This is a genomic window from Spongiimicrobium sp. 3-5, from assembly GCF_046557915.1.
Lineage (GTDB): Bacteria > Bacteroidota > Bacteroidia > Flavobacteriales > Flavobacteriaceae > JBHEBG01.
In genome coordinates this window covers 1,059,711-1,076,957 of sequence record NZ_JBHEBG010000001.1, presented here as the reverse complement: position 1 = coordinate 1,076,957, position 17,247 = coordinate 1,059,711, and the positions used below count along the sequence as shown (strand labels likewise).

Sequence of the window (17,247 nt, the reverse complement as noted above, 5' to 3'; positions counted from 1 at the left end):
GAATTCATACCTAGGTTGAAAAAAATTGATGAACTTATTAAAGGGATGGAAGAGTAATTGGCACCACATAATACAGAGATGAAGGAAATGAAACACCAAAAAATAGTGATGTATGGAATTGGAATTTTTATTCTAGAAACTATTCTTATGGGAATTTGGTTTTACGCAAATAAACCTAGCATAAATTATACTTCTAAAGAAAATAACATAGGCACACCTAAAAAGTGAATTTAGATCGTAAAGCCGCGAGTTAGTTTAATTTCCACAGAAACATCTCTACCTATATGCTATTACGGTTTTATCAACATAATATTTTCCATTGGCAAAAATCACCGGAGAACCGGACGGAATTTCAACAATTAATCGGGATGATTCCATGGGGATGGTTATTTTTATCGAACCACTAACATTCTGCGCTATTATTTTATGGGTAATTGCATCGTATAAATCTACCCTTGTAGCATTGTTGCATCTATATGTTATCTGCATTTCTTGCGGGTGGGGGTTATAGAGCAGAAATGTTGGATACGCATCCCTACGGTAAAAATCCGTTGCTAAACAATCCAATTTTAGAATTTCAGGAACATCGGTTTTTTCAATTATCGAGGCTGCGATACCTACATGTCCGCTCCCGTATACACTAAACTGGGAAATATCGGGATTGCCCTCGATCCAATGTGGCCCGTCTCCTATGGCTATAGGTGCTTCCATATTTTTATATTCATCAAAATGGGCTTCTTTGATCAGACCTTCATAGGCTATTACCCCTTTAGTATGGTGCTTTTGTTCGGGAATGGTTTGGTGATTATCTGGCATTTCATAAGGATAGAAAAATTTAAGGGCATTACTTGCATTCAGCATCCACTTTCCGATAATATCGGCATATCTTTGATCATATCGGACCATGGGTACCAAAGGCCACATAGTATCGTAAGTGTTCATCAAAAAAGCAAAACCCCCGTGATCAACTGTGCTACCTACCAGACCGGACACATCGTATCCGTTCCAATTATCGGCTAAAACACCCCATCCTTCCCTGCAGTCCGATGTTCCATTAAAGGTCCATTCAAGAATTTTTGTGTAGTCATAATCCGTTCCCTCTTCGGCATTGAGCCTTGCAGCCACATACGCCCCAAACGGCATCAATATTTCATAAAAGCGGTTATCTTGCTGCCCTAGCAGAGCTTCCAAGGAAGATTTGGCCCCTTCTAAATATTTAGGGTCATGGAATTTTTGATATGCCGAAAATAAGATGTATGCATGACCTGCCGCGATATCTTCCTGTGCACAGATCCAACTCTCTTTTGGTTCCAAAGTGGCATAATCAAAATACGAATACTTGTAATTGCTTGCCAATACCGAATCGGCCTCATAGAATTTATTAGCGACCGAACGCATAATGGCGGTATAATCCTTTTCTTTCGGATAAAGGTCCGCCACCCCATAAAACAGTACGTTAGGGTATACATCGTACCACCAATCCCTTGCATAACCTCCGCCCAACATAGCAACCTCAGGACAAGTATTGTTCATCACGATATCCCAATTAGTTTCGGAATTAAAATAATTCCTTAACATGGCAACATAATTTTTGCCATCTTGATCTGACTTATCAATACCCACTAAGCTTGCTCCAAGTACCGTACCTATGGTCGCCAAAGATTCGTGAAAAATACCGTTGTGGTTTTCTCCCCCCTGTCTTATATCTCCCATGGCGGTATAGATGCCAAAGGTTTGCTGATTATAGTTTTTACGAGAATCATCGTCCCATATCAATGGCCAATATTCCCCCGTTTGGTTTTTATCGAATACCAGCGAATCAAAATTCCTAGCCATTTTTTTAAAATCCAATATTTTGAAAGGTTTGGGCAAGTTGGGCATAGATCGGATACGTTCCAATTGTATTTGCTCTACCGGTTTTGCAGTAAGGTCTTCCGATTTTTTTGTATTGCACGAACCAAGTGCAAGACCTAGTCCCAGTGCCATTAAATAAACTAGTTTATTCATTTTTAAGTGTCTTCTGTTGTTTTAAAAGTTGTTTGGCAATATGTACGGAAAGCAACTGAAGTGCTCCTATAATCAGAAGCGCATATCTCAGTGCAATATCCGAATTGATAAAATAGGCAATCCCGATAAAAGTCCCGGCTCCTATTAGACGGCCTGCATATAAACCAAATTCATGGTTTAGGATATAGGAAAATTCATTTCTGTTCTCTATTTCCGATAGTAGATCGATTACCTTAAGCTGTATTGGGAAATAGGCAATATCCAGAATGGGCCTTGCGATTAACAATAGAAACATGAAAATAATGACCCCTAACGGGTTAAAAAGCAAACCATTGAACAAAGATGCAAGGAAAAAGCAAATTATCCCTACGCTAAAGATAACCAAACGGTGTTTTGGTTTTGTATACTTCCCTAAAAGTAGCATAATGATCGCTGAAATGATCGCTCCTATGGATATGGCCGTCCCCAATGCACCTTCCGAACGAAAGAACTTCATCATCAACATAGCTGGTGCCGTTACTATGAACCCTTGGGCCAAACCTTTCAACAATGCCAACTGAAGCATTTTTTTCCAGAGTTTATGAAATTTAAAGTACAGGAATTTCTCGCTCTTGGGCTTAGCATAGGTGCCAAAATGGAAAACTATTGACGCCAAGATGGTAATTACAAAAACCACCCCTGTAACAACCCTATAGCCATGGTTAACACCTTCATTGGAATTACCATTGCCGTTGACCAAGTACCAACCTATAACAATAGGGACAACCGATGCGATAATGGTATAGAAAAAAGTTTCCAGTCCATAATAAAAATTTCGGGTTCTATCCCGTGTGGTAGCCAGCACTAGATAATCCCTGTTGGCCCAATAAAAACCAAAGGACATTCCCATAATTAATCCGGCCGATACCAATCCAAAATAATTTATTTCCTTTAAGGACATCATAAAAACCATGGAGACCCCACTCAACAACATACCTATGGAGAATAATTTTTTAACGCTAACGCGATTTAACAAAAAACCATTTATAAAAAAGGTAATGGGTATCCCAGTGTAAATAGCCAATTGATAGAATATTACCTTGGTGGGATCGTTTGAATTTCTCATAATATAGGATGCCACAAAAATATCTATGACCGGAAGTACAAAGGCGTATATTATATTGGTAAGTATCAATATTTTTGCACTCCTTGTAAAATCTTTTAATCCTACCCTTGCGAAAGTTCCCATTATTGTTCCAGTGTTTTTAATATTTCCTTGATAGAGAAAGTGGCCAAACCTACAAACTCGTCCGCCGCCCCATAATACATTTCAATTTGATCACCACTAACACGATGGCCATTGGTAAAAATTACCTCACCAAAAAAACCTGTTCGTTCATAATCTGCCGAAGGTTCCATAATAGGCTCTTCAGAACGTGCAATTACTATGGAGGGATCTTTAAGGTCTAGTAAGATGGCACCTAGACAATACCTATGTTCTGCCGTGGCACCATGATAGATCTGCAACCATCCTTTTTCCGTTTTTATTGGAGCTGCACCGGCGCCTAAGCGCTTGCTATCAAATTTGTCTTTTCTTGTTTTTGCTATGCACTTATGATTTCCCCAATGCTCCCCATCAAGCGACTCTCCAAGCCAAATGTAGTTTCCGCCCAACTCCGGGCTACTGGGGCGATGCAAAGCGTAAAATTTTCCGTTGATCCTTTCTTCAAATATGGCGCAATCCTTATTGTGGGGGCTCAGGATCATTCCCTTGTGTTCAAAATTTTTCCAATCCTTGGTCGTTCGCAATCCCACTCCCACTCCATTTGGGGAAACCATCGTATAGGTTAAATAGTAAGTGTCCTTGATCTTGACAACACGACAGTCCTCTATGCCATAGGACTCATATTCCCCTTCCCCAAAAATGGGAGGGTATTCATCCAATTCATAAAAAGTAGTTGCATCATCACTAAAAAGTAATCGCAAATGCGATATGGTGGTTAGGTAAACCGTTCCGTCATACGAAATCAGCCTTGCATCGGAGGTGTCCAATTTGGGGTCGGCCCCATCAAAATTTAGAATCTCTACATTGCCCTTACTATTATAAATGGGCACGGATACCGTGCCTTCTTTTTGGGCTGTGCGTTCCGCTACACGTACCAATAGCCCTATTCTACCATCAAATTCAAACACACCAGGATTTAGTAAACATTCAATGATCATGCTTGGATCGCTGGGAATCAAATTTTTTGGGGACAGTAAAGGGTTATTTTTGTGCCGAATGGATATATCTGCCATATAAGGATCAAATTTTAGCGTTAAAAAACAGGAAGACCGGAAAGGTTTTACAAAAAAAAGAGAAGTAGTATGTAGTATAATACTACTTCTCCAAGGAAAATTAAACTAACTTAAATAAACAATACTCTTTAAACTGTTTTGGCTAATAGCCCGCATTTTGCTGAATGGACCCTCCAGATTTATCAATGTCCCTTTGGGGAATTGGATATAGGTAGTTATGGTCCTGGAAATTTCTCCCCAATGCCGTAAGTACCGTTTTGGCCGTACCCCATCTTTTTAAATCATTGAACCGCTGGGATTCAAAACCCAATTCTACTCTTCTTTCGGACATGACCCACCCTTCTATTTCAACTGGGTTTGTAGAGCTTTCCCTATCCGGCAAAGTTCCCACAGGAATAGTGGAACCATCTGCAGTGGCACTCGTCCGGGCCCTAGTTCTTATTTGATTGATAATGGCAATGGCTCCTGCATAATCCCCTGTTTCGTTCAATGCTTCCGCTTTCCAAAGCAACACATCGGCATAGCGGATAAAAACTTTGTTCCCAGGAGAATCGTCATTTCCTAAAAAATCCGAGGTGGATCCCAATATTTTGGATGAGCGCCTATTCTCCACATCTATTGTATATAATAATCTAGGGTCATTCGCTTCAAAAGCATTGAGAAAATCGTCGGTAGGTGCAAAAAAGCCCCAACTGGTTACTGCACCAAATCCATTTCCGTTTCTTGGGTTTTCACCCGAACGATGGTCGTAGGCAAAAATGACTTCGTTATCCGAAAATTCAAGGGAGGCATCAAAACTATCAAAATAATTGGCGTTCAAACTATAAAACCCAAGGGCATCTAGTTCCGAGATCAGGCTAAGTACTGTTACCCAATCTTCTGTATACAACGCCACTTTGGCCTGTAAAGCGATAATAGCACCTTTTGATGCCCTCCATGGTTCGGAGGCATCCGCATGTTTTGCGTTAGGTGCAATTGCCTTGGCAGCCGATAAATCCGAGTTTATCTGCGCCCTGACCTCATCGGCAGGTGCCCTAACCGAAACGGAGAAAGCTTCCTCGAACGAATCGGGGGAATTAAGTACTAAAGGCACATCGCCAAAATTGTTGACCAGATCAAAATAATAGAACGCTCTTAAAAAATAGGCCTCCGCCAATAATTGGTTTTTACGCGCCTCGGGCATTCCGGTGGTATTTACCAGTTCGGAATCCGTTAAAAAACTTATAGCAAGGTTTGCTCTGCTGACCCCTTCATAATCATAGACCCAAATACCATTAAAAGCTTGGTTTTCTGAGGTGAAGCTAAACTCGGGGATCTTATCCATCCAAGCTTGGTCCCCATCGGGATTCCATTTTTTGTTCATATCGTTGGAAGCCATGTCTTGCAATACAATATCATTTCTGAATACCGTGCCCAAATCCCACCTCCAATCGGGTATAATACCGTTCAAGGTATTTTTAAGGGGTTGGTACGATGCAAATACCGAAGACTCCAGGGTAGTGACCGAAGGGTTGGAATCTACTTGATCTATTGTTAGAAGCCCTATAGGGTCATTATCCAGTTCATTTGTACAACTTAGTATCGCCATGAGGAAGAAAACAACGAAAATGCTTTTATATATGTATTTCATAGTTGATGATTTTGAAGATTAAAATGTAACGTTTATACCGAACAAGACGGTCGTTGACAATGGAAATGTGCCTAGATCCATTAAGTCCGTGGATTCCGGGTCTAAACCCGTATAGTCTGTAAATGTTAACAGGTTTTGACCCGATATATAAAAACGTATATCCTGAATACCGATTATGGATTCTAAAGTGTAACCCAGTTCTATGTTTTTAAGGCGCAAATAGGAGGCGTCTTCTACAAAAATACTGGACACCCTACTGCTCCCATTGTCTTCAAATGCTACCCGTGGGATGGTGTTGCTGCTTCCTTCGCCGTCCCATGCACCCAAAATAGCAGTAGTGTAATTAAAGGGGCGGGTATCGAAATCCAAAATTTGTTTTCCCTGATTGTACCTATCAACACCGTTTACCCCTTGGAAAAGAAAGGAGAAATCAAACCCTTTATAGGATGATGAAAAGGTAAGGCCATAGGTTAATTCCGGAATTGGATTCCCAATAAATTCCCTGTCATTATCGGCGCTGATTACCCCATCACCGTTTATATCCTTAAACTTAATATCCCCAGGCTTTACGTTTGAATTTGGTGTTCCACTCAGGTGGTCGTCTATTTCCGCCTGATTTTGATAAATTCCAATCATACTATATCCGTAATAGGCATTTAGGGATTGGCCAACCTCAGTTCTTGTTACCTCCCCTACAATATTGGGAACATTGGGATGTAGTTTTTCCACATTGTTGGTCAACGTGGCAAGGTTGGCATTTATGCTGTACTTGAATTCGTGTTCCGAATTTCTGTAATTCAGGGAAAATTCGAAACCTTTATTGCTTACTTCTCCTGCATTTACAATAGTAGGGGCTACATCTCCTACTACAGAGGGCAAACTTATAGGCAATAGTATATCCGTGGTGTTCTTTTCAAAATACTCCACCGTTATGGCCATTTTATTATTGAACAGGCCAATATCGGCACCAATATTAGACTGTGTAGAGCTCTCCCATTTTAAATCTGGATTACCAAACCGGTTTGTTCTTACAATACCGTTCTCTTGACTTACCAAAGTTAGATACGCATAATCATCAATCTCCTGGTTACCAAGTTTCCCCCAACTTGCCCTTAATTTTAAGTTGGACAACCAGTCCACGTCCTTTAGGAAATTTTCATCGGAAATTTTCCATCCAGTGGAAACCGAGGGAAAATATCCCCACCTATTGTTTTCGGAAAATCTTGAGGAAGCATCGGCCCTAATGTTCGCCGTAACCATGTACTTGCTGTCGAACACATAAGATGTTGAGCCGAACAAAGAGAATAAAGACCATTCCGAGGCCGTACCGCTATTCCATAGATCGGTTTCCGTACCCCCAAAATCCAAGTATCTAAATTCACCAGTAGTAAATGGGAAACGCGCTCTGCTTGCACCTATGGAAGATTCGAAATTTTCGATATACTCCGTACCTATCAATACATTAACATCATGCTTGTTAAAGATCTTTGCGTAGTTCAAGGTATTGTTTATCGTAATGGTATAGGCCTCTCCTCTTTCCTCGTTTAAACTATTGGGCCTATTTTGCCTTCCCAAGCCCTGGTCTTCTGCATTTCCCCCTCCATCATCATCACCAAAATTCTCATTAAACGCTTTGTTGTGAAAAAATGTTAAATCGATTCCGGCATTGGTCCGGAATTTCAATTCCTTGTCCTTTAAAAAGGCATATTCCCCATACACATTGCCGAAAGTTTTATAGATTTTTCTTTTATCATCGGTAAAAAATGCCCTTGCTACTGGGTTACCAACCATTTCATACATTGTTCTCTGTAGTCCTACGTCATATCCGGTAGGTGTAAAAAAGGGCATATCCGTAAAAGGATCGCGTTCGGAATAGGTAGGGTCGCCGACATCTTTATAAACCGGTATAACAGGTGCCCTTAACAATGCAAACCGTATGAGGCTTTCTCCTTTTGAAGCTATTTTATCCTGCGTTTCATGCGATAGCTGTAAATTGGAGCCAATCTTTAAACGGTCCGTAAAGTCCGCATTTATATTAGCCCTAAAATTTGTTCGTTTGTACCTGTCATTATCAAAGACTACAATACCATCCTGACCGTAATGGCCCAAGGATAACAAAAACTGCATTTTATCGCTTCCTCCGCTGGCCGTTAACTGTAGATTATTGGATCTTCCCTGTTCAAATAACTCATCTAACCAGTCCGTATCGGCAAAATCGGCTCTACCTCTATCCGCCGTATACGGATTTTCTCCTGTCCTATCCGAATTGTTCCATGCTTTCTCCAACGTATTTATATACTGCTCTGTATTCAACATATTGGGTAGGTTGGACGCCGTATGCACCCCGGTAAAATAGTTTAGATCAAAACTTAATTTTCCTTTTCTCCCGTTCTTCGTGGTAATCAATACCACACCCCCGGAAGCTCTGGAACCGTAAATTGCCGATGCCGCTGCATCCTTTAAAACGGTCATGGTCATGATGTCCGACTGATTTAAAAAATTGATATCTCGGGAAGGAATACCGTCCACAATAAATAATGGATTGTTATTTCCAATGGTGCCCTCTCCCCGTATACGTATTTGAACCGGATCTCCGGGAGCTCCCGAGCTGGAAGTTACCTGTACCCCTGCAATCTGGCCTTGTAACGCCTGTGAAACGTTTGCGACCCTAGTCCGTTCAAGATCATCAATATCCACAACAGAAAGCGCACCTGTTAAAGTAGACTTTTTCCTTGCCGAATAGCCCACCAGTACAACCTCGTCCAAAGCTTGCATATCCTGGGCCAGTACAACGTTAATGGTGCTTTTTACACCTACGGGAATCTCTTGGGTAACATAGCCTACATAACTAAGGATTAAAATAGCTGCGGAATCTACATTTTCAAGAATGTACTGTCCATCAAAATCGGTCGTCGTTCCAGTGGTGGTTCCTTTTAACACCACACTTACACCTGGCAAGGGACCTTCACTATCGGAAACTGTACCCGTTACGGTCTGCGCGTAAGAAACACTTCCCCATAACAAGCCCAAAATAAAAAATAGTTTACTAATAATGTTTTTTCTCTTCATAATCGGTCATGAATTAGGTTGATAATTAGTTTGGTTGGTTTTCTTTATGAATCAATTTGGTAGTTGGTTATCCTACATCTTGTTCAGCAAACTTAATGGGTAGCACATACAATAGTGTACACTATGTATTCAATAGTGTACACTACAGTTTAAATGGCTTAAAATCAATGATTTAAATTAAATATTATGGCCAGATCTATATTTTAGCTGATAATTCTTGGGTGTAATATGATATATTTTTTTAAACTCCCTGTAGAAATAGGAGCGATTGTTGAACCCCGATCTATAACAAACTTCGGTTACCGATAATGTGCCATTTTGTAAAAGCTCTGCCGCAAATTTTAATCGTACTGTACGGATTAAATCACCCAATGAAAAACCAGTAATCTGCTTGATTTTTCTGTATAAACGAGAGCTACTCATCCCAAGTTCTTTCTCAAGATATTGCGATTGTAGATTTTCGCAGTCTATGTTATCACGGATAAGGGCAATTACCTTACCCATAAAATCCTTATCCTCATTTAGTATGGGAAGTTGATATAGATTTTCCCCGAACGTATCTTGTGCAAAGTGTTGGAAGATCAGTTCTTTTTCTTCAAGAAGCTTTTGAATCCTTACCAGTAGATGATCTGGGTGAAACGGCTTGGGTATGTAGGCGTTGGCGCCGCTTTCCAAACCTTCTATCCGATGGGAAACCGAGGTTTTAGCCGTGAGCATAACAAAAGGTATATGACAAGTTTTGGTGTCGCCCTTTATTTTACCACAGAGTTCAATGCCGTCCATTTCGGGCATCATTACATCGCTTATAATAATATCGGGCATCTTGGTCTTTATAATTTCCAGGGCTTCAATACCGTTATAGGCGGTTAAGATCGTATATTGTTCTTTTAGCAATTCTATTAGCAAACCGTGTATCTCCTTTTCGTCCTCTACGATCAATATTGTTCTTCGTTCGTTTAAAATAGATTCGAGCGTAGAGATTTTATTATTGGCTTCCTCTGGATCTGAGGAAACATCCGCCAATATATTTTGAAGGTGATGTGAGATATAGACCTGTTGTACTTCGGCGTCTTGTTCTTTCTCATCGAACGCCTCCTTATGGCAGGGCAAAAGAACGCTGAAGGTAGTGCGTCCGTTTTCTTTACTGGAAACCAATAATTCTCCCCTCATAACACTGACCAATTTTTTAATATATGCAAGGCCAATGCCCGTTCTAAACAAATCGTTCTCGGAACTTTTTACTATATCCGATGAAGAAAACCGGTCGAACAAGGAATTCAATTTATGCTTTGGAATACCGCTACCTGTATTTGTTGTTCTAATTGTAAGCCTTTTAGAGTTATCATCTTCAATTAAAAATTTAAGGTGCACTTTGCCATCTTGCGGTGTATACTTAAAAGCATTGGACAAAAGATTGAACACTATTTTCTCAATTTTATCCTTATCGAACCAACCTTTTAGTTCCGAAGGGATATCAACACTGTAATCGATGTTTTTTTGTAGCGCCCATTCATCGAACAGTTCGGCAATCTGTTCTACCAGATTAACTAGGTCAAATTGTTTTACCATTACTTCTAAATGATCGTATTCCGCTTTTCTAAATTCCAACAACTGCTGCGTTAGAAAAAGTAGCCTTGATGAATTTCGTTGAATCATTTTAATGAACCGTTGGTTTTTTTCACTGATATCCAGAGATTGTGAAAGCTTCTGTACCGGCCCAACGATAAGCGTTAGGGGGGTTTGAAGTTCATGGGCTATATTCGTAAAAAATGTAAGGCGGTTCCGATGGATCTCTTGCTCTCTTTTTTGAAAAAGGATATTTTGTTTTAAGGATTGTCGCTTTTTGTAATAGCTAAAAACAAGCAGTAATAAAAGGAACAACAATAATATATACAGGAAGATAGCGGGGGTAGATTGCCAAAAAATTGGCTTAATATGAATATCGATCGCTTTTACGGGATCTCCCCAAATACCATCGCTGTTTGTCCATTTTAACCACAACGAGTACTTGCCGGATGGTACATTGGTAAAGGAAAAATTCTTTCTGTTATTAATTGTGTTCCAATCTTGGTCAAAATTGCCCAGTTGATATGCGTATTGGCATTTTTCGCTGTTAACATAGGTCAAAGCGGTCAATTCGATATCGAAAAAATTCTGATCATGTTTTAGAACGATGGACGGATTTGTTTTTGCACCCGGAGAAACTACCAACCCTTGGTAATATGGCTCCTCTTGATTTTGGCCATTAATTTTATCGATAAGAATATCCGGAATATGGGTAGATGTCTCTATTTGGGAAGGTGAAAAAAAGTTGAACCCTTTAATACCGCCCATAAAAATAAAACCCGTAGTGGAATCCCTATAGGCGGCCCCATCGGCAAATTCATTATTTTGCAATCCTTCATTTTTTGTATAGTTAATGAACTTGGACTCGTTTATCAAAAAATTGGAAAGCCCTAAATTTGTGCTTATCCAAAGATTGGAATCGCCGTCAGAAACAATGCCATGAACGGTATTGTTCGGAAGCCCGTCCATAACCGTGAAGTTTCTAAAAACCGGCTCCACCCTATCCATGTTTTCCAACACGTTTAATCCTAGGCTTGTACCTATCCAGAGTTTTTTGTCCTCATCCACATGCAGACATAAAATATCATTGTTAGATAGGCTCTTTGGGTCGTTGTTGCTGTTCTTATATACTTTGAATAATGCTGTTTTCTTGTTGAAAAGGTTTAACCCGCCCAATCTGGTACCTATCCAAAGCTCATCTTCATTTTTCGGAACAATGGAATAGATAATGTTACTGCTCAGGGTATTGTCCTGTTCGTTTCCTGCCTGGTATATTTTAAAATGCGTTATTTTGAACTTTCTACCTTTGCGTTCCAATTTAAACCGCACCAAGCCATAGCCATTGGTACCAAGCCATATAAAACCCTTTTTATCTTGGTAAATGGCATAGGTAGACCTAAAGTAGTTGCATAACTCGTTACCCAACATTTCTGACCAATTGATCAACTTCCGATTCATAGAATCAAAAACATGGATACCATCGCCATCCGTACCTACAAAAACCAAGTTGTCTTGCCCCTTATGGAGCGCAAAAACGGAATTATTGATTGAGCTATTGTCTTCATTAAAAATTTCGTATTCCAGTTTTTTACCGGGATCTTGGTAAAATTTGGAAGAGAAGCGGAACAGCCCCTTGCCTTTAGTTCCCACAAAAAAGGATTGCCCGTCAACTTGGGTAAATGCCCTAACAATACTCTTGTTCAATTCAGGTATTTGGGTGGTGGATAATAGGTTGAACGGTTTTCTTTGAGGATACATCTTCAGCAGCCCATCCCCATCCGTGCCGGCCCAAATTACATTTTCGCTTCCTGTTGCCAAAGTTGTAATCTCCCGATCACCAAGATACTCCTGCCACGGAGGAACGAACATTTCCCCCTCAACGTCTAAACTGAAATATCCCGCCTTACCGGACAGTAGAAGTCCGTTAGCGGTCTGTCCTATCACATCAAGCATATTTTTATAGGGAAGTGTTCGGCTGGTTTTATCCAAAAATGAATATATACCAACTTCTCCGGCAAAATCAATAAGACACATCTTTTGGTCTGGCAATATTCCGAAGGCCCTAATGTTTTTGGAAATTCGTGCCATATTGGAAACGCTTTTTTTACCTGTTGCGTTGGTTTGTATTTCCAAAGCATATAACTCATTGTTATCGAACAGCAACAGTAGTTTCCCAGAAGGGGTAAACCTCATCTTTTTAATGGTACCTGTGGGAAGCCCGTTAACCGGCAGTTTTTGAAAATCAGCACCATCAAAATAGCCCACGCCCCAACCTTTAACGGCGCAAAACACTTTTTTTAAGCCATCAACGGCCATATTAAATTCCGATTCCGAGATAGGGGGTCTGTTCTTTCTTGAAAAATAATACGGCCGAAATGTATTCGTTTTTTTATCGAACCGATTTATACCGTACATGGTCAATACCCAGATATGACCGGTATCATCCTCGGCTATTTTCAGTATAACCTGATTGCTGAGGCCGTTTTCACTGTTCAGCCCTGGCCTGAATATTTTAAATGTATTACCGTCATAGCGGTTTAGGCCGTCCCAAGTACCGATCCATAGCAAATTTTCCGAATCCTGAAATATAGTGTTGACGGAACTGTTTGAAAGTCCCACACTATTGTCCAGTTGTTGTAGCGAATACTTTAAATCTAAGGTATTTGATATATTGGACAAAGCTCCAAAATCATTACTGGAAACTCCGGCTCCGTATTCTTTCCGGATTTGGGTATCCATAGTTTCGCTAGTTGTCGGATTATGCTCTTTATTGCAGGCTACCGATACTATTAAAACAAGCGTAATAAGTAATGTTTTAATCTTCAAAGTCAATTTGCTAAATGTTTAGGCGATAAAAGCAGAAAATGGAGATCTGATCACAAACACTTGATGTAGAAAACATGTTCAAACCGCATGGATTGGTGACATCAGTAAAGGTACAAAATAGAAGCAATAGTCCAATTCCCAAAAAAGCATGATAAAAAATCTCCCTGCAAAGAAATGACCAAGCAGTTCCTAAGGTGACCATGGCACTTAGAGCCAAAAAGTAATTACATTTATCTGTAATTTAATACCTTCAAAATGGAGAATAAAAGTCTTATATAATAAATGTTTTTAGGGCGGTGTTTATTGCCTTATACGTGCGCCACCACAGACTGCCTCCTGGTCTTTTCGTATTCCATTTTGTAAAATATTTTTCCCGTTTCCTTTCCAAACACATACCTAAGTTTTATTCGTTATATTTGAAAAAACCCTAACACCCCAAACATGGAACTAGTGAAATTTGCAGCCATTGCATTATGCCTATTTCTTTCCGTAAACTCTTTTGGCCAAACGCAAACGACCAAAGACGAAGAAACCAACAAAGTTTGGCTCTTTACCGACAAAGAACGCGATAGCATGCAGATCTGGTTTTACAATCGTGCTACGGCGATGGGACTTTCCGACGACATCCGCGAGGAATACTACAATATTATCCTGTATCATTCTTTTAAAATGGCACGTCTTGATGATAAGGACAGAGATTTTACCCCTACAGAAATACGAACAAGATTTGACACTTTGCTCGCCAAACAACATTCCGAGGTTAAAGCTATTTTAAACGAGGAACAATTTGGACTTTATTTAAAAAAATATGACCTTTTATTGAAGAGCGTGTTCGAAAGAAATGGTTGGGATAAAAATTAAGCATCTAAGCAACCTATAATGGCTGCTGGGTAATTGCAAAACACAATTATTTATCTACCTCTTCCAGCAAACACACATTGTTGGAAGCGTTTTTCCCCTTAATTGCATCTTACCCATAAGCGTGGATCTAAATGCTGTATTTAAACTAACTTGGGTTTAAGTTAAAAGCCCTATCTTAATTATGCTGTTTGCATAAAAGAAGGTAATCTGTTCATATATATAAAAGTAGAATGTTAATCAAAAAGAACTTTATTTTATTCCTTTTACTCGTACATTCATTGACAGTCTTTGCCCAACAAAAAATTTTGCTGAAGCACAGGGTCAAGGAAAACACTCTTAATACCAATACCGGAATTGTACTGGTTAAAACTTCGGAGTCGGTCTATGGGATAGACCCGGAAGAACAAGATATTATCTGGGAGAATGAAAAAATAGGAAAATTGGACTTTAACCGGTATTCCGAGATTCCATTTACCTCTTATGCTTTTTTTGAGGACAAACCCGTAATAAACTCCAAATTTCTTTCCAAAACTTTAAATACAAAGGGTATTTCCCGAGCTATAGTAGATGTTACCAATGGGAAAATCATATTTAATTCCAATGAACATGGATTTCAAGCCGTTTTTAACACCTTATTATTACCCGAAATCAATGCGGTTTTGGTTGATGGTAAAATTGATGAGGGTTTCGGAATTGGTCTTTTCGATTTCGAGACTGGGAATCGAATATGGATGACGAACATAGCCAGTGATTTTTTCACAAGGACAAAAGGTGCAATCCTAAACGAGGAAAAAGTTATTTTAGATGCAGATCAAAACATTTTTTGGCTTAAGAACAGGCATTTACTAAAAATCGACCTTAAAACCGGGAGCATTAAATATGACAAAAAAGGAATAACCAGCATTTTATCCAATGAGGATGGAAATAAGTTTTATATATCTTCCAACCATCTAAGCGGCAAAAAACTTAATCAGGAAACTGTAATATATGCCGTAGACCCCAAGAATATGGACAGTTTGTGGTCTAGACCTCCCGTGCGTGTTGTTGGAAACATCATGGAGACCAATTTAGATAAAGACCAGTTGGTGGTGATTACCTCCAAAGGTTTTAATATCATCAATGCGGATAATGGAAAGAAAAAATGGGGCAAATCGGATCCCTTACCCTTGATCAAAAAAATTGTCCCTACTAAGGACAGTTATTTGGTTGTGCAAGAAAACATGTTGACCCGAATTGACCGGTTCGGCCATAATACCTGGGATACTCCATTGAAGATTACGTATGCAAACAACGAAAACCCGGTGCATATTTTTGACGATGATCCGTACGCCCTTTTTATAACACCTTCAAGAGCAAATAGGATTCAAATTGAATCCGGCAGGAAAATATGGAAAGAAGACCTTGCCCTATTTGATGCCGATTTCATCAACAGAAATTTAAAACTTGAATTGCCCCACCATCGTGTATGGTTCAATCCTGAAACCGGACAGTTTCCCGTATTTAGCGAAAACAACTTCTATCTTTTCAACAATCGGGACACCCTAGCTCCACAATCACTACATAAGTTTGATTTTGGAAGAAGATTTCCAGAACTAAAAATTAGGGACGATGCCTATCTTTTGTTTGAAAGCAATAATTTCTATTTGTTTAATTTTTCGGGGAGCTTGGTTTACAAAAAAGAATATCCGGTGTTGAAATCTGGTTCTTTGGTTCGCAGATCTCTCCGTAACTCTTTTTATTGGCTTGGAAGAGGCCTTCAAATTACATCGGCCACATTACTTTTTGCCCCCACCCAAGCAAATCGTGCGTTCAGAAATACAATCGTATCCAACAATTTAGGTGGTTTTGGTATGGCAGTTTCCGGTATATACGGTACGTATCATTCTTATTCCCGAGGCTTAAACAGCCTAACAGATTTTGATGTAGATCTGGGTTCTAACCTAGAGTACGTTTTTAAACGATTAAGGAAAAGTAGAAAAAATGACGATTCCATGGTTATCGCTGTTCCCCAAGATGGTAAAATACAGATAATCGATTTGAAAATCGATACGGGCGCAGAAGAGGTTTTGAAGGAAATAAATACCCAGCAAGATAATTTTATCATTGACGAGATCGAAAGGGTACTATATATTTTTGATGGCAAAGAAGTTTCCATTGAGCGGCTTTGACTTATTTATTGCGCGCCCAAAATTGAAAATCCAAGTTTTTAGCTCACTTTCCAGGAACTTATGATGCCAATGCGCCATTGATTACCTTTCCAAAATGGAATTAGCTTAAAAATACCAGATTCTTTATGCCGTCGTAAAGTTAATTGCTGCACAAGCTATTTACATCCTTCCTTGGAATGATGGTCCAGCAACGAAATAATTTTCCAGTCCCCATCCTCTTTGGCCAATTGAAAAGAACTAACGCCACAATGGTAATAGGCGTCATAGAGATAAAATTTATAGGCTACCCATACATTGGCAATCTGGTCGTCCATGTTTATCTTTAATTCCCCCAATTCCTGTCTAAATTGGGTCGTTTTTGGAATGCCCGAAATTGTTTTTATAACTGTGTTTATATCTTCTGTCTTAACTATTTTTTTTCCATAAACTTCATCTACATCCTGATACAGGAAATTTTTAGAGAGCATTAGTTTCATTTTTACGGAATCCCTGGCATTGAAGCCATCGTAAAATGTTGTGATCACTCTTTCTATGGATACCTTATTTGTATTTTGCGCGTGGGAGCCAAAACCGAGGAGCAAAGCAAGAATAAAGAACGTTTTTTTCATAATTTCAATTTTTGGATTCTCTAAATTTACAATAATAATAAATGCGCATTATATTTCGGGTAGGTCAAAACCTAATTTCATTATTCCCGAAACACTGCACACTTCAGTAATTAAACTTAAGATTTAACCTTTAAAAATGACCGATTTGAACCAAGTAGTGGTTGTAGCAGGTTTTATTGGTAAAACATCGCAGAATGTTGAAGAGCAAAAGAAGGTTATACAATGGAAAATTAAT

9 protein-coding genes are annotated in these 17,247 nt (G+C 39.4%); 2 read left to right on the top strand and 7 right to left on the bottom strand.

Annotated features, from left to right (window positions below; genetic code table 11):
* Positions 1-276: 276 nt before the first annotated feature.
* The 6 genes from ACEQ81_RS04820 to ACEQ81_RS04795 form a co-directional block, all read right to left on the bottom strand.
* Complete coding sequence (locus tag ACEQ81_RS04820; protein WP_411029711.1) at positions 277-2,007, bottom strand: hypothetical protein; 1,731 nt, start codon at positions 2,005-2,007, stop codon at positions 277-279.
* A complete protein-coding gene (locus tag ACEQ81_RS04815) occupies positions 2,000-3,235 on the bottom strand; it encodes an MFS transporter (RefSeq protein WP_411029710.1) in 1,236 nt (411 codons plus the stop codon). The genes ACEQ81_RS04820 and ACEQ81_RS04815 overlap by 8 nt, the downstream gene beginning before the upstream one ends.
* Positions 3,235-4,284, bottom strand: a complete 1,050-nt coding sequence (locus tag ACEQ81_RS04810; RefSeq protein ID WP_411029709.1) for a glycoside hydrolase family 130 protein — start codon at positions 4,282-4,284, stop codon at positions 3,235-3,237. The genes ACEQ81_RS04815 and ACEQ81_RS04810 overlap by 1 nt, the downstream gene beginning before the upstream one ends.
* Positions 4,285-4,426: 142 nt before the next feature.
* Entirely contained in the window at positions 4,427-5,914 is a 1,488-nt protein-coding gene (locus ACEQ81_RS04805; protein ID WP_411029708.1) for a RagB/SusD family nutrient uptake outer membrane protein, read from the bottom strand.
* An 18-nt stretch (positions 5,915-5,932) separates the two neighbouring features.
* Entirely contained in the window at positions 5,933-8,983 is a 3,051-nt protein-coding gene (locus ACEQ81_RS04800; protein ID WP_411029707.1) for a SusC/RagA family TonB-linked outer membrane protein, read from the bottom strand.
* 177 nt (positions 8,984-9,160) lie between these two features.
* Positions 9,161-13,288 carry a two-component regulator propeller domain-containing protein gene (locus ACEQ81_RS04795; protein ID WP_411029706.1) on the bottom strand — a complete coding sequence of 1,376 codons (4,128 nt, stop codon included), beginning with the start codon at positions 13,286-13,288 and terminating at the stop codon, positions 9,161-9,163.
* A gap of 528 nt (positions 13,289-13,816) precedes the next feature.
* Between ACEQ81_RS04795 and ACEQ81_RS04790 the strand changes: the two genes are divergently transcribed.
* Both ACEQ81_RS04790 and ACEQ81_RS04785 read left to right on the top strand, forming a co-directional pair.
* Complete coding sequence (locus tag ACEQ81_RS04790) at positions 13,817-14,236, top strand: hypothetical protein (RefSeq protein WP_411029705.1); 420 nt, start codon at positions 13,817-13,819, stop codon at positions 14,234-14,236.
* 305 nt (positions 14,237-14,541) lie between these two features.
* Positions 14,542-16,404, top strand: coding sequence for a hypothetical protein (locus ACEQ81_RS04785; protein ID WP_411029704.1), 1,863 nt, complete (start codon positions 14,542-14,544; stop codon positions 16,402-16,404).
* Positions 16,405-16,559: 155 nt separating this feature from the next.
* On the opposite strand, the gene ACEQ81_RS04780 is transcribed toward ACEQ81_RS04785, so the two are convergent.
* Positions 16,560-17,012: a hypothetical protein gene (locus ACEQ81_RS04780; protein ID WP_411029703.1), complete on the bottom strand. Its 453-nt coding sequence runs from the start codon at positions 17,010-17,012 to the stop codon at positions 16,560-16,562.
* Positions 17,013-17,247 lie beyond the last annotated feature (235 nt).

What these genes read in the sequence shown, in the direction of transcription:
- ACEQ81_RS04820 (WP_411029711.1), bottom strand. Translation starts at nt 2,007, where the DNA reads ATGAATAAACTAGTTTATTTAATGGCACTGGGACTAGGTCTTGCACTT.
- ACEQ81_RS04815 (WP_411029710.1), bottom strand. Translation starts at nt 3,235, where the DNA reads ATGGGAACTTTCGCAAGGGTAGGATTAAAAGATTTTACAAGGAGTGCA.
- ACEQ81_RS04810 (WP_411029709.1), bottom strand. Translation starts at nt 4,284, where the DNA reads ATGGCAGATATATCCATTCGGCACAAAAATAACCCTTTACTGTCCCCA.
- ACEQ81_RS04805 (WP_411029708.1), bottom strand. Translation starts at nt 5,914, where the DNA reads ATGAAATACATATATAAAAGCATTTTCGTTGTTTTCTTCCTCATGGCG.
- ACEQ81_RS04800 (WP_411029707.1), bottom strand. Translation starts at nt 8,983, where the DNA reads ATGAAGAGAAAAAACATTATTAGTAAACTATTTTTTATTTTGGGCTTG.
- ACEQ81_RS04795 (WP_411029706.1), bottom strand. Translation starts at nt 13,288, where the DNA reads ATGGATACCCAAATCCGGAAAGAATACGGAGCCGGAGTTTCCAGTAAT.
- ACEQ81_RS04790 (WP_411029705.1), top strand. Translation starts at nt 13,817, where the DNA reads ATGGAACTAGTGAAATTTGCAGCCATTGCATTATGCCTATTTCTTTCC.
- ACEQ81_RS04780 (WP_411029703.1), bottom strand. Translation starts at nt 17,012, where the DNA reads ATGAAAAAAACGTTCTTTATTCTTGCTTTGCTCCTCGGTTTTGGCTCC.